General features: G+C 30.5%; 7 protein-coding genes and 3 pseudogenes. 9 read left to right on the top strand and 1 reads right to left on the bottom strand.

Annotation, left to right across the window (positions count from 1 at the left end):
- Positions 1 to 212: 212 nt before the first annotated feature.
- Entirely contained in the window at positions 213 to 1,163 is a 951-nt protein-coding gene (locus ACWPW7_RS20690) for a DUF2935 domain-containing protein (RefSeq protein ID WP_454055072.1), read from the bottom strand.
- Positions 1,164 to 1,398: 235 nt separating this feature from the next.
- Between ACWPW7_RS20690 and ACWPW7_RS20685 the strand changes: the two genes are divergently transcribed.
- The 9 genes and pseudogenes from ACWPW7_RS20685 to pyk all read left to right on the top strand — a co-directional run bounded on the left by ACWPW7_RS20685 (position 1,399) and on the right by pyk (position 15,370).
- Positions 1,399 to 1,626, top strand: a complete 228-nt coding sequence (locus ACWPW7_RS20685) for a hypothetical protein (protein WP_039630804.1) — start codon at positions 1,399 to 1,401, stop codon at positions 1,624 to 1,626.
- Positions 1,627 to 1,841: 215 nt separating this feature from the next.
- Positions 1,842 to 3,587: a 5'-nucleotidase C-terminal domain-containing protein gene (locus ACWPW7_RS20680; protein WP_454055071.1), complete on the top strand. Its 1,746-nt coding sequence runs from the start codon at positions 1,842 to 1,844 to the stop codon at positions 3,585 to 3,587.
- 224 nt (positions 3,588 to 3,811) lie between these two features.
- Positions 3,812 to 5,866 carry a 5'-nucleotidase C-terminal domain-containing protein gene (locus ACWPW7_RS20675; protein ID WP_454055070.1) on the top strand — a complete coding sequence of 685 codons (2,055 nt, stop codon included), beginning with the start codon at positions 3,812 to 3,814 and terminating at the stop codon, positions 5,864 to 5,866.
- A gap of 672 nt (positions 5,867 to 6,538) precedes the next feature.
- Positions 6,539 to 7,147 (top strand): class D sortase, encoded by a 609-nt coding sequence (locus tag ACWPW7_RS20670; RefSeq protein WP_454055069.1) that lies wholly within the window; start codon positions 6,539 to 6,541, stop codon positions 7,145 to 7,147.
- Between the two features lie 16 nt (positions 7,148 to 7,163).
- Positions 7,164 to 8,441, top strand: a pseudogene (dnaE, locus tag ACWPW7_RS20665) (DNA polymerase III subunit alpha); the annotation flags it as partial.
- Between the two features lie 410 nt (positions 8,442 to 8,851).
- A pseudogene (dnaE, locus tag ACWPW7_RS20660) lies at positions 8,852 to 9,925 on the top strand (DNA polymerase III subunit alpha); the annotation flags it as partial.
- 465 nt (positions 9,926 to 10,390) lie between these two features.
- Positions 10,391 to 11,608, top strand: a pseudogene (locus ACWPW7_RS20655) (helix-hairpin-helix domain-containing protein); the annotation flags it as partial.
- A gap of 979 nt (positions 11,609 to 12,587) precedes the next feature.
- A complete protein-coding gene (gene pfkA / locus ACWPW7_RS20650; RefSeq protein WP_454055068.1) occupies positions 12,588 to 13,559 on the top strand; it encodes a 6-phosphofructokinase in 972 nt (323 codons plus the stop codon).
- A gap of 50 nt (positions 13,560 to 13,609) precedes the next feature.
- Positions 13,610 to 15,370, top strand: a complete 1,761-nt coding sequence (gene pyk / locus ACWPW7_RS20645) for a pyruvate kinase (protein WP_454055067.1) — start codon at positions 13,610 to 13,612, stop codon at positions 15,368 to 15,370.
- Positions 15,371 to 15,864 lie beyond the last annotated feature (494 nt).

Here is a 15,864-nt window from a genome sequence, read left to right as displayed (position 1 = left end):
TTAAGGATATATCTTTGGATAATTATTTTCTTTAATATTTTAAATATAAGAATTACTGTTAAGTAGATTTTAATAGCAGTTTAAAGTGAGTCAAAGGCAAAGTATTAAATAAAATTGGTAGTAATCATTTTTAAAAGAAAATTACTACCAATTTAATAAAACTATGTTTGTAGATATGAGCATATTAAAAAGTTATTATTATTTATAAGGTTTTAGCACTTTAATGTTTTGTTATACCTTTGCAACAATCTAAGAAAATGGTTTGCTTCTCTTAATACATGGTCTCCTAATAGAGGAAGTATAAGACCCTGAATTTTACAGTCTAATAAACCTTTAGTAGCATCTCTTTTAAAATCTCTAATGTTTCTTGTTGAAGTTAAAGTTTCTTTTGTTAAATTTGAAAGAGTATCGCAAACTTCCATGGCATTCTGAGCTTCTGCTAGTAACTTCTCAAATTCTTTTGCGAAATTGTTGGAAACACCTATTAATGTTTCCTCTGTTGGATCCAATAATCCTCTAATGAATAGTGAATGCTCTGCCATAATTCTATCCCAGAATACTTCTTGTTCTGCAATTTCATCCATTAAATGAAGAAATTGATTATTTTGTAATCTTGTTAATAACGTAACAAAAAGCTCAGCTTCTCTTAATATGTGGTCAATAAGTAATGGATAATTAAAAGTAAATATTCTGCAATTAACTACATCTTCTAATAGTTTTTTCTTAAAGTCTATAAGGTTATTAGTTAAATAAATAGCTCTTTTATTTAAGAAGGTAACCCTATTTTCAAGAATACCAGGGATTTCAGACTCAGGACCCGGAATCATCCCTAATTGGATCCTAGTAAGGTTAGTATTTATAGGTATTCCAGTGAAAAATTGAGTAGAGAGTTCAGCATCTAATGTAAATTCTGTGAAAAATTCTCCAGAGAGCATAACCTCGGAAGGAACGACATTCTTTGATAGTCTTACGGCTTCTAATAGTAGTTGATCAAAACTTCTTCTAAAATAAGCTGCTTCTTCAATTCTATCTGGATTTTTTTGTGTGAATCCGGCTTCTAAAAAAGTTGAATGCTCCTTTTGAATCCTAAGAAAAAATAAATTTAATTGTAAAGACATTTGTATAAATTCTTCTCTTGAAAACATAGCCTCTCTTGATAACATAATACTTCTCCTAATATTGTTTACTACTACATATAATATTAACTATGAGTTAATGTGTTACATATTAGGAATTTATTACTTGAAAATTTATTCTCATCATGAGCTGTCTAAATTATCATATAATAAGGTTTATTTGCAGAATTTTATTTCTCAATTGATTAAATTGCATTAAAACAGTATAAAATAGTATAATATTGTAATATATTTGTATAAGGCATATGAAAAGGAGAAAATTATGATACTACATAAAGGAACTTTAGGATTAGATATAGAAGAATGTGAAGAAATTAAAGAAAAACTAGGTAATGGAGAGAACTTATATGATTCATTTTTAAAAGTAGTTAAAGAGAGAGAACCATCTTTTGATGTAAAGAGAATAGCATCTATCCAAACACCTGTTAAAGAAATTGCACTATCCTTTCAACTAATGGAAATTTTAAAAGAAAAGAAAAAAGAAAAATAAACTAAAATACAACAATTAGAGTTAATAAAATTAAAATCAAACTTAAAGAATATTAAAATATATTGATAAATAAGCTTGCTGTAATGACAAGCTTATTTATATGGTTAATATTTACAATTTAACAATAATTTAAAATAAAAAGGCTTTTTTATATTTCAACATAATAAAAATTATAATATAATTAAATTATATCATTTAATTTAGGGGGATTTAATATGAAGAAATTTTTCAAAGACAAAGCAAAATTGGCACTATTAATTGCATTTACCTTCGTATTTTCAATGGTAGTTCAATTTAATGCTAAACTAGTTTATGCTGAAGAGGTAAATTCACAGTATAAACAAATTGATATCTTAAGTTTCAATGATTTCCATGGATCACTAGAGGAAAGTGGAAAAAATGTAGGAGCAGCAAAACTTGCTGGAGCAATTGATGAAGCAAGAAAAGCTAATCCTAATAGTATTGTAGTATGTGCAGGAGATGCCTTTCAAGGAAGTGCTATGTCTAACTTGACTTATGGCAAACCAGTAACAGATGTATTTAATTCAATAGGAATTAAATATTCAGCTTTAGGAAACCATGAGTTCGACTGGGGCGATGAGCATTTAATTTCATGGCAGCAAGAAGGAAATTTTAAGTTTTTAGCTTCAAATGTTTATGATAAAAGAACAGGAAAGCCTGTAGAATGGGCTGAGCCATATGCAGTACAAGAAATTGATGGAGTAAAAATAGGTTTTGTAGGACTTGCAACTCCAGAAACAGCAGTTAAAACAAAGCCTGAAAACGTTAAGAATTATGAATTTAAAGACCCATCAGAAGCAGCACAAATTTGGGTAGATCATTTAAGAAATGTAGAAAAGGCTGATGTAGTTATAGCATTAACCCATGTAGGAAGTGCTCAAAGCCAAGATGGAACAATAACTGGAGAAGCAGCAGAACTTGCAAACAATGTTAAAGGGTTAGATGGAATAATATCTTCACATACTCATCAAAAAGTTTCAGGAAAAGTTAATAACGTTCCTATAGTACAAGCTATGTATAATGGAAGAGCTCTAGGTAAGCTTTCTATAAAGGTTGATAAAGATAATAAATTATCTTCAATAGAGCCATCTGTAGACGTATTATATGAAAGAAAAGATTTAAAAGAAAATGAAGAAGTTAAAGCTTTAATAGGAAAGTATACTGACGAGTTAACACCTGTATTAAATGAAAAAGTTGCATATTTATCAGTTGATTTACCTCATGATAGAAGAGAAGGATTAAGTCCACTGGGAGAGCTTACAGCTAAATATATGACAATGTCAGCTGATGCTCAAATTGGACTTATGAATGGTGGAGGAATAAGAGCACCATTACCTAAAGGTGAAATAACAATGGGACGTATGTATACAATTATGCCTTTTGATAACACTTTAGTTACTATGGACTTAAAAGGTTCTGATATTAAGAAAAACTTAGAACATGGCATTGCTAATGAAACATATGGATGGGTTCAATTCTATGGTGTAAGAGCTTATTATGACAAAGAAAAGCCATCAGGAGAAAGAATTAATCATATGGAATTATTAGATGGTACTCCAATAGAAATGGACAAATATTATAAAGTTGTTACTAATGACTTTATGGCTGAAGGCGGAGACGAATTTGATTTTTCAGGTGGTAAAAACATTTTAGATACAGGTAAACCAATCAGAGATGGTATGGTAGAAATTATGAAAAAAGAAGGAAAAATAGATTATACTTCTCAAGGCTTATTAATAGAAGGCAAAAAGCCAGAGACTCAACCAGGATTTAATCCAGAAACTAAACCAGATAATTCAAAAGAAGATAAAGAAATATTACCACAAACTGGTTCAGGTTTTGGAAGTAGTGAATTTATAACTCTAGGAACTATAGTTACTCTTTTAGGTGGAACTATGTTTGTAAGAAATAGAAAAAATAAGGAAGAAGATGCAGCATAACCTTTCTTAATAAAAAAGTATAATTTGATATATAAGTACCTTGTTAGTATATAGGATTCTTTAATAAAAATTTAATTTATACATTTCGATTTTCATAACAAAGATTCTTTTTCAAGAGTATATTTTAAGTTTTCACATTGAATATTTATAACAAGGTACTTATTATCCTTATAACAGTAAATTTAAATAATTTATCTTAATATTTAATTTAGGGGGAGTTGAATGTGTTAAAGCTCTTTAAAATGAAAAAACCTATATCCTTATTAGTAGTATTTACTATGGTATTTACCTTGTTTTCTTTCCATAGTACAAAAGAAGTTTTTGCTAATGAGGGAACAAAAGAAATACAAATAATAGGAACTTCAGACTTACATGGAAGATTTGCGCCTTATGAATATGCTATGAATGAGGCAAACACAAAGGGAAGTCTTAGTCAAATTTCATCTTTAATAAAAGAGCTTAAAGAAAAAAATCCTAACACAATGGTTGTAGATGCGGGAGATACTGTACAGGATAACTCATCACAGTTATTTTTAAAAGATGATATTCATCCAATGGTCTTAGCCATGAATGAAATAGGATATGATACATGGACTTTAGGAAATCATGAGTTTAACTATGGGGTGCCAACCTTAGAAAAAATGATGTCACAATTTACAAACACTTCTATCTTATGTGGAAACGTATATAAACCAAATGGAGAACCTCTTGGTAAGGCTTATGAGATAGTTGATATAAATGGAGTAAAAGTTGCTAATATAGGAATGGTTTCACCTCATATTACTAAATGGGATGGTCCTAATCTTGAAGGATATAAAGTTACCAACCCTGTTGAGGAAACAAAAAAAGCAGTTAAAGAAATTCAAGATAATAAAAAAGCAGATATTATAATTGCTACTGTTCATATGGGAAAAGACACAGAGTATGGATTGGGGGATAGTGCTTCAGAAATAGCAGAAGCATGTCCAGAAATCGCAGCAATAATCTGTGGTCATGCCCATTCAACTATAAAAGGGGAAGTTATAAATGGCGTACTTATAACAGAGCCAGGTAAATATGGGGAATTTGTTTCTAAAGTAGATATAAAATTAACTAAAAATTCAGACGGAAAGTATGTAATTAAAAATAGAAGTACAGATATTAAGTCAGATTTAGTAGAAGTTAAAACTTATAAGGAAGATGAAGCTTTAAAATCAAAATTAGCTCCACAACATGAAAAAGCTTTAGCAGATGCTAATATAATAATAGGGGAACTTAAGGGTGGAGATTTAGCACCAGCTAATGAAATAAAGGGAATTACTGAGGCTCAATTAAGAGATACTCCATTATTAGATTTAATTTTAGAAGTTCAAATGCATTATGGAAAGAAAAATGTTCCAAATGGAGCACATCATGTTTCCGCTGCCGCAATTTTTGACTCAAAGGCTAATGCAAAAGAAGGAAAAATCAAAAAGGCGGATACTTCAAAGATTTATAAATATGATAATACATTGATGACTTTAAAAATTAATGGAAATCAATTAAAGAAATATATGGAGTGGTCAGCAAAATATTATAACACTTTTAAAGAAGGAGATTTAACAATTTCTTTTAATGAGAAAATAAGAATGTACAATTATGATATGTTTGGTGGAGTTAAATATGAAATAAATATATCCAAACCTGAAGGGTCAAGAATAGAAAATTTAACTTATAATGATGGAACAGCTGTGAAAGATGGGGATATAATTTATTTAACTGTTAATAACTATAGAGCTAATACAACACTTTTAAATAGTGACTCTGGTATATTTAAAGGTGAAAATGTAGAAGTTGTTTACGACTCCGCAAATGAGCAGTTATCAGCAGTAAGAGACTTTATTAGAGAATATATTGTAAAAGAGAAAAATGGAGTCATCACTCCAACAATGGATAATAACTGGAAGCTTACAGGATATAATTTTGATAAAGCAAAAAGAGATGCTGCGGTTAAACTTATAAATGAAGGTAAAGTTGATATTCCAACCTCTGAAGATGGAAGAACTCCAAATGTTAGAAGTATAACTTGGGATGATATTAAACATTTAGCACCAGAGCTACCTGATAACAAGGATAGCGAAGTAACTAATCCGGAAGGCAAACCAAGTTCAACTAATAATAATTCTGAAGAAGAAAAATTACCACAAACCGGTCTAGAGTTTGGTAGTGAAGATTTTATATCTCTAGGCTCATTAGTATCATTATTAGGAATAGCAATGTTCTTATTTAACAAGAAAAAGAAAAGTGAAGATGCAGCTTAATTAAGCTATAAAAAGAGGTAAATACATTAATGTAGCTATCTCTTTTTTTCTCACACCTCTGGGGAACAGTAGTGAAGCCCTTTAGGGTTCCCCTGAGGTGCAGTGTAGTTTGGAGTAGCACCAATAAATTTAACCAATACTGTGGAGAGACTATAGAAATTAAGAATTATGGTTGAAATTAATTTTTACGGATTAATTTCTTTAAATGACTTTTGTAGCGGCGAACATTGTTCGCCATTTTTTATATGTCCAATATCTGATAATAGGAATGGGTTTAGGTTTTCTGGAGAACACTGTTCTCCCCTACAGTTAATCAATTGAGAATTGACGATGGACAATTGACAATTGAGGTTGAAATTAGTTTTAATCAAACTAATTTCTTTAAATAATTTTTTACTAGCAATACAATTGCTAGTTTTTTATAAGAAGTTACTGTGTAACTTCAAAAATAAATTAATTCTAAATTTCTCAGCAATAACTGAGAAATATCGATAATTCTCCATTGTTAAAGCTATGGTATATTAATCATTTATAGTATAATTAATTAAGACATATAAAAGAAAACAACTAGTTAAAAATAGGTATTATATTTTGCACCAGACATGTCTATAGGTTTTCATGATAATTGGGTTGTCATAGAGTTTTCCTAAAGACTAGAAATGAGGTAGAACTATGAAAAACAAAGTTTTTAAAATTTTTGGTATAGTATTATTGGTTATAGGAACTTCGATGGTTGGTTATGGAATTCATAATAAGGTTAAAACTAATAATAAACAAAAAGAAATGATAGAAAACTTTGAATCAGCTTTAAATCACATTAAAGATAGTAATAATGAGACAACTAAAGAAAATAAAAAACAGGAAGATAAAAAAGAAGAAGAAATTCCTCTTACTGATGATGTTATTGCTATAATGGAAATACCTAAGATAAAGTTGCAAGTAGCAGTTAAAGAAGGAATAGAAATGGATATACTTAATTACGCTGTAGGTCACTTTAAAAACACTGCAATGCCAGGTAAAAAAGGAAATTTTGCAGTAGCTGGTCATAGAAACTATACCACTGGAGAGTTCTTTTTAAATGTTCATAAACTAACTGATAAAGATGAGATTAAAGTTAGAACTCATGAGAATACTTATGTATATAGAGTTAGTGGCATGGAAGTGGTAAATGAAGATGCGCTAGAAGTATTAAATCCTACAGAGGATGCTACTATAACTTTAGTTACATGTACAGATGATGGGAAACAAAGGTTAATAGTGAGAGGTAAACTAAAGGAATAGGATGTGATAAAACTATATGGAAAATAATGAAGAAAGAATAGATTTAGGCAGTTTTGCTCATCTTCACGTCCATACAGAATATAGTCTTTTAGATGGCTCAGGAAAGATAAGTAAAATGGTGCAAAAGGTCAAGGAATTAGGCATGAAAACCATAGCTATTACAGACCATGGAACTATGTATGGTTGTGTTGATTTCTATAAGGCTGCAAAAGAAGAAGGTATTAAGCCAATTATAGGATGTGAAATCTACGTTGCATCTAAATCTATGCATATTAAGGATGCTAATAGTGAAAATGAAACCAATCATTTAGTATTGTTAGTGAAAAATGAAGTGGGATATGAAAATTTGATGAAGATTGTTTCTACTGCATCCATAGAGGGATTTTATTATAAGCCCAGAGTTGACCATGAATTTTTAAAAGCTCATAGTGAAGGGCTTATTGCAAGTAGTGCCTGCTTAGGAGGAGAAGTCCAATCACATTTACTTCAAAATAATGAGAAAAAAGCAAAAGAAGCAGCACTAAGATTTAAAGAAATTTTTAATAGAGATTTTTACTTAGAACTTCAATATCATGGCATGGATGAGCAGTTAAGAGTTAATGAACAATTAATTAAACTATCAGAAGAATGTGATATTCCATTAATATGTACTAATGATGTTCATTACATAAATAAAGAGGATGCAAAATCTCATGAAATACTATTATGCATTCAAACAGGAAAAACAATGGAAGATGAAAAGAGAATGAAGTATCCTTCCAATGAATTTTATTTAAAATCTCCTGAGGAAATGGCAAAAATCTTTGGATATGTTCCAGAGGCGTTAGAGAATACAGTGAAAATTGCAGAGCAATGCAATTTTGATTATGAATTCCACAAATCAAAATTACCTAAATTTCCATTACCAGGGGGGGTAGACCCTTATGATTATCTTAAAGAAACCTGTTATAGTGGTCTCTTTGAGAGGTATGAGGTTTTTGAATCTTTAATAGAAAAGCCTTTTGACTTCGAAGAGGTTATAAAAATAACTAAAGAGGATGACGAGGCAAAAAAAATAGTTGATAGGCTGGAATATGAGCTAGGTATCATAAATCAAATGGGTTATGTTGATTATTTCTTAATTGTTTGGGATTTTATAAAATTTGCCAACGAAAATGGAATACCAACTGGACCAGGAAGAGGTTCAGCAGCAGGATCAATAGTAGCCTATACCTTAGGAATAACAAAAATAGATCCAATAAAATATGGCTTACTCTTTGAGAGATTTTTAAATCCGGAGAGAGTGAGCATGCCAGATTAAAAAACTAATTGTATTAAAGTATACTAATATTATATAAAAATCTTAAAATACCTATATTTAAAACAATTAGTTTATAGTCGAGCTTAATGGAAACATTAGGTGTTAAGTCCCTTGAATTGCTGGAAAGTCCTTAGAGTCTTATAAACCACAGCGGAATCGAAAGATAAACGTGATGGTAGCATGACTATAAAAATTATAAGAATTGGATAACCAAGCAGCTAAGTCCCTAAGTATAAAAATATATGGGAAAAGTTCAACGACCATCTCATAGGAGAGTAGAAAGAATTTATTTCTTTCGAAGCGGGGGATATCCAAACCGTAAAGGACGGTGGATAAAGATATGGTCTATTCCCTTTTTACGAATAGTGTAAAAGTTAAATATGCTGAAAGGCAGGGTAGAAAAGATAGATTCGGATTTTTGTTACGAAGGCAGACAAAAGGTTATTGATTATGTTGTTGAAAAATATGGGGTTAATAATGTATCTCAAATTATAACCTTTGGAACAATGGCAGCTAGAGCTTGTATTAGAGATGTAGGTAGAGCTATGAATTACCCTTACGCAGAAGTAGATAGAATAGCTAAAATGATACCTACAGTTTTGAATATAACTATTGATAAAGCTTTAAATATGAATCCTGAACTTAAAGAAGCTTATGAAAGTGATATGAGAGTTAAGGAATTAATTGATGTGGCAAGAGATTTAGAAGGTCTACCAAGACATAGCTCAACTCATGCTGCAGGAGTAGTTATAGCATCTCAGCCTCTTGTAAGTTATGTACCTCTTCAAAAAAATGAGGAAATGATTGTAACTCAATTTACTATGGGTACTTTAGAAGAATTAGGGCTTTTAAAGATGGATTTCTTAGGTCTTCGTACTTTAACAGTAATGAGAGATGCAGTTAATTATATTGAACAAAATCGAGGTATTGATATTGATCTAGATAAAATAGATTTTGAAGACCCAAAAGTTTACAAAATGATAGGAGAAGGTAAAACAGCAGGAGTATTCCAGCTAGAGTCATCAGGTATGACTAGCTTTATGAAGGAGTTAAAACCTGACTCACTAGAGGATATTATAGCGGGAATAAGTCTTTATAGACCCGGTCCAATGGCAGAAATACCAAGATACGTAGAAAGTAAAAAAAATCCAAACAGAGTAACCTACGAAACACCGCAACTAGAACCAATACTTAATGTTACTTATGGGGTAATGGTCTACCAAGAACAGGTAATGGAAATAGTTAGGAAATTAGGGGGTTATTCCCTGGGAAGAAGTGACTTGGTGCGAAGGGCTATGTCTAAGAAAAAGCACAAGGTCATGGAAGAGGAAAGAAAGAATTTTATTTATGGAATAGTAAATGATGAGGGAGATATAGAAGTCCCTGGTTGTTTAAGAAATGATATATCAGAAGATGCAGCAAATAAGATATTTGATCAAATGATGGATTTTGCAAGTTATGCGTTCAACAAAAGCCATAAATTATAAATTTAGTGTGGCACTATATAGTGATGTATAGTTAAAAACTCCTTAAATTGCTGGGAAGCCCTAAAGCTACTTAAACCACAACATAGCTTGTAAAGGCAGATGTGATGGTGGACGAAAGTCAGAAAAAATTAAGTAGATGATATATGAGTAAATTCTAAGTATTTATTTTATGAAGTTACATAAAATAGAATGGGTTATCAGCAGCGAAATTTCCCAATAAAGATGTACTTTAGGAGATGGTATTATTTTAGATAAGCAATCTATTAAAAAAATATATAAGCTTAGGGATGAGGGTAATACCATAAGAGAAACCTTTTGGAATGATGAGAAAATAGAAAGATTACATGGGAAAGACGTTCAGAGACTATAATAGGAGGTACTAAGCATTTAGTACATGGTATAGTCCAGCCTACAACTATATTAAATATAGGCTTATGAAAGTAAGAGTAGGAAAAGGCAGCGGCATACGCAGTGGTTGGATATCAAACTGCTTATTTAATGTATTATTATCCAACGGAATTTATAGCAGCAATGCTTAATAGTGTTAAAGGAAGTAATGAAAAGGTTGCTTATTACATAAGGTTTGCTAACCAATTAGGTATAAGTGTGCTTCCACCGGATATTAATGAAAGTTATTCCGAGTTTACTGTTAAAGATAAAACTATAAGATTTGGGCTTTCTGCTATCAAAAACGTTGGAGAAAATGTTATTGAATCCATAGTAAAACATAGAGAAGAAAAAGGCGAGTTTACTGGATTTATGGATTTTTGTAATAAAATAGATACTGCACAAGTGAATAAAAGAGCTGTTGAAAGCTTAATAAAAGCAGGAACTTTTGATTCTTTAGGTGTTTATCGTTCACAATTATCAGCAGTATTTGAAAAAGTGTTAGATGGAATTCACAATGAGAAAAAACGAAATGTTAAAGGACAAATAAGTCTTTTTGAAGAGATTTTAGAAGAGAAAAATTTTGAGATAGAATACCCTAAAATACAGGAGTTTAATAAGAAATATCTATTAGCTATGGAAAAAGAAATGACAGGAATTTATTTATCTGGTCATCCACTTGATGAATATGAAAAATCCTTAAAAGTTCAAACAAGTCATAATATCTCAGATTTACTTTTAGAAGATGGCTTTGAGGATGGAGTGGAACTAGAAGAACAAAATCTTAAGGTTAGCGATGGAGATAAAGTTATAGTTGGAGGGTTAATTTCTGCTGTAAGTAGAAAAGTAACTAGAAATAATACTATGATGGCTTTTATCACCTTAGAAGATTTATATGGAACTATAGAAGTTGTAGTATTTCCTAAAACCTTTGAAAACTGCAGAAATCTAGTTGATGAAGATGAAATTGTAATTGTAAGAGGTAGAGTGGCAGTAAGGGAAGATGAGCAAACTAAAATATTATGTGAGGAAATAAAGCCTCTTATTAATATCAATAAGGATAAGATCTATATTTTAATTAAAGATAAAACTTTGCTTACACCTACTGCTAATGAAATTAAAAGTGGACTTAAAGCGTTTAAAGGAAACACTCCAGTATATCTATGCACAGCAGATGATAGAAAGTCCTATTTAATGGATAAATCTGCATGGCTTAGTAACGAATACGATACAATAGAAATATTGAAAGAAACCTTTGGAGAAAAAAATGTAAAGGTTGTTGAATAATAGGTTTATGCTATGATTAATTCATAGCATAAACCTATTTAAAAGTATTGATATAAAAAATATTGGCAATCATATATGGTGATACTATTTTTAAAAATAATATACATTATTGTTGAAATTAGATTTATTTAATTCACAACTTAAAATAATGCATAATTCAAAATTAACAATTCACAATTAAGGTTGAAATTAGTTTCTTCAAATAGATTTTCAAATAAAAGTGAGTTTATTACTTGAAAAATAAATCAACTCAAAACTTCTTCTATAAAGAAGAAGTATCAATAATTCTCCATTCTCAATAGTCAATTTTCAATTGTATAAGGGTGCAATATATTTTGGAATAAGACTAATAAATTTAACTAGTACTATGGAGATATTACAGCATCTAATCTTTATAAGAAGTGACTGCGTCACTTCAAAGAGAATCAATTCTAAATTTTTCAGCTTCTACTGAGAAATATTCATAATTGTGAATTTTGCATTATGAATTGTGGATTGTATAAGGGTGCAGCATATTTTGGAATAAGACTAATAAATTCAGCTAGTACTATAGAGATATTACAGCATCTAATCTTTATAACAAGTGACTATATCACTTCAAAAACAAATCAATTTTAAATTTCTCAGCTTTTGCTGAGAAATATCCACAATTTTGAATTTTGCATTGCGAATTATGAATTATATAGGTATAACCTTTAAACCTGTGTTAAATTTATTGATTATATCTTTAATTTTGCTTACAATTTATATAGTGATAGTTTTGAATTTAGGCATCTTCAAAAAAATAATAGAACCAGTATGCTAGCCTATTTTCCATCATACTGCGTTGTCAGAACCTGCCAATAGCGCCACTATGGGCAGAGTCTGACGTCTTGTCTGATATAAAATATACTAACATCTTTGGTTTATTATTTTATTTCAGATGCCTTATTCCAATATTTATACATGATAGTTCTAATAATGAAGAGGAGTGATTACATTGAAAACTATTGGAGTATTAACTAGTGGAGGAGATTCTCCTGCTATGAATGCAGCAATTAGAGCTGTAGTAAGAATGGGTACAGATAGTAATTTAAGAGTATTAGGAATACAAAATGGATATAATGGTCTTATTCATGGAGATGTAATGGAAATGAATAGAAGCTCTGTAGCGGACATAATTCACAGAGGCGGTACTATGCTGAAAACTGCTAGAAGTGATGATTTTAAGACTCCTCAAGGAAGAGAAAAAGCTATTAATGTTATGGAAGTTTTAAAAATAGATGGATTAATTGTTATAGGTGGAGATGGATCTTTTAAAGGAGCACAACTTTTATCAGAAAAAGGAGTGCCAACTATAGGAGTTCCAGGTACAATAGATAATGACTTGCCTTATACTGAGTATACTATAGGTTTTGATACCGCATTAAATACAGTATTAGATGCTATAAATAAAATAAGAGATACATCTACTTCACATCAAAGAGTTAGTGTTATAGAGGTTATGGGAAGAGAATGTGGTGATTTAGCACTTCATGCCGGTATTGCTGGTGGTGCTGAAAGTGTAATATTACCTGAAAAAGAATTCAATTTTGATGAAATATGCCAAGCAATTTTTGAAGGTAAGAGAAGAGGAAAACTACATAATCTAATTATATTAGCAGAAGGTGTAGCAAAGAATATTGGTGGAGCTCACCAATTAGTAGAAAAAATTGAGGCAGTTACAGGCATTGAAAGTAGAGCTACAGTGCTTGGATATATTCAAAGAGGTGGAAATCCTAGTGCGTTTGATAGAGTACTAGCTTCAAAGCTAGGCGCAAAAGCAGTAGAATTATTGATACAAGGTAAAGGTGGAAGAGTTGTTGGTATGAGACAAGGCAAAATCATTGATATGGATATTAATGAAGCTCTTAAAATGGAAAGAAGTTTTGATGAGAAGCTATATAATATATCAAAGGCTCTATCTTACTAATATATAATCCTAGCAACTAAAGGATGGGCATAATTAAAGGAGGAAAAGAAATGAAAAAAACAAAAATAATATGTACAATTGGACCAACTACTGACGATAAAGAAATAGTTAGAACCTTAATACAGTCAGGAATGAATGCAGCAAGATTAAATTTTTCTCATGGAAGTCATGAAGAACATAAAAAAAGAATTGATATGGTTAAGGAAACAAGAGTAGAACTACAAAAACATATAGCAATAATTCTAGATACTAAAGGACCTGAAATTAGAACTCATAAATTTAGTAGTGATACTGTTGAACTTAAAGAAGGTACTAATTTCACTATATATTGTGGAGAAGAAATTTTAGGTGATGAAACCAAATGTTCTGTAACCTATTGTAATCTTTGCGAAGACGTAAATGAAAATGATACTATTTTAATCAATGATGGACTTGTAGCTTTAGAGGTTCAAAGTGTAGAAGAGAACAAAATTAATACTTTAGTTAAAAATACTGGAGTTATAGGAAACAATAAAGGTGTTAATGTACCTAATGTTGCAATAAACCTTCCTTCATTAACTGAAAAGGACGTTTCAGATTTAATATTTGGTATAGAAAATGAAATAGATATAGTTGCAGCATCTTTCATAAGAAAAGCTTCTGATGTTTTAGATATAAGAAAAGTATTAAGCAAAAATGGTGGAGAAGATATTCAAATATTCTCAAAAATAGAAAATAGACAAGGTGTAAATAACATAGATGAAATTATAAAATTTTCTGATGGTATAATGGTTGCTAGAGGAGATCTAGGTGTTGAAATACCAACAGAGGAGGTTCCTGTAGTTCAAAAAATGATAATAGAAAAATGTAATGCTGCAGGAAAACCAGTTATTACAGCAACTCAAATGCTTGATTCTATGATTAGAAATCCAAGACCAACAAGAGCAGAGGCATCAGACGTTGCTAATGCAATATTTGATGGAACGGATGCAATAATGCTTAGTGGAGAAACAGCTAATGGTAAATATCCAATAGAGGTTGTTAAAACAATGGCTCAAATAGCAATAACTTCTGAAAAACATATAAACTATGAGTCGTCATTATCTAAGAGTCAAATGAGTCATATCCCTAATGTATCAAATGCTATAAGTTTAGCAACTTGTGCTACTGCTAAAGAATTAAATGCATCAGCTATAATTACTGCAACTCAAAGTGGTCATACTACAAGACAGGTTTCAAAATACAGACCAGAATGTCCTATAATTGCGGTTACTCCTTATGAAAAAGTTGCAAGAAGTCTAGCTCTAAGCTGGGGTGTATATGCAATACAAGCAGAAAAAGTAGAAAGTACAGATGAGCTTATGGACAAATGTGCAGAAGTTGCATTAGAAAGAGGATATGTATCTAAAGGTGACCTTGTAGTTATGGCAGCAGGAGTGCCTGCAAACTATGTAGGAAGTACTAATATGATGAAAGTTCATATAGTAGGAGATGTATTGCTTAAAGGTAAAGGAACAGCAGATGTATCTGCCTTCGGTACAGCTTTATACGCAAAAGATGCAAAGGATGCTATAAATAACATCCAAGAGGGAGATATACTTGTAGTAAAAAGATTAGGTAGAGAATTCCTAGATGTATTAGATAATGTAGCTGGAATAATTGTAGAAGAAGACGAGATGAGCACAAGCGTTGTGTTAGAATGTTCATCTAGAGATATTCCAATTATATATAGTGCAGTAGATGCAATATCAATTATCAAAACAGGTTCCTTTATAACCATGGATTCTAAACGTGGATTAGTTTACAGTGGAAGAACAAATATAAGTTCTTAAGTGCCTTCAAAAAAATAAGCTAGTTATTTTATTTCAGATGCATTAATCCATTTTATGTATAATATTATAAATATGTGGACAGTATTCTAGATGGAACATATAGGCAACTGATTTTTATTATTGACACCCTATTTGGGTGTTATTTTTTTGTGTACAAAAATAAATTTTGTTGTAAAAATTACATAATAGTGTAAAAATAAGATTATTTATGATTTCTCTTTTATAAGAGAAGCTTAAACTTGATTTATGATTAAAATTATATAGTAATTTTAATCATAATTGTGATATTCATTGCCAAATACTAATTGGATAAATTTACTTATATTCTTTTATGTATAAAATTTAAATTTCTACACAAAATAGATTCATAGATTTATAAGTTTAAAACTTTATGTTTGGCTTATAAAGCTATTTAAACGAGGTTGGTTCGACCTTTTGAGCGTGGGTAAACTTGTTTCAATAGGAATATTGACCACGAAGCTACCACTTCAACA

The sequence above is a fragment of the Clostridium sp. Marseille-Q7071 genome, from assembly GCF_965112025.1.
This window is presented reverse-complemented; position numbering and strand designations above follow the sequence as displayed.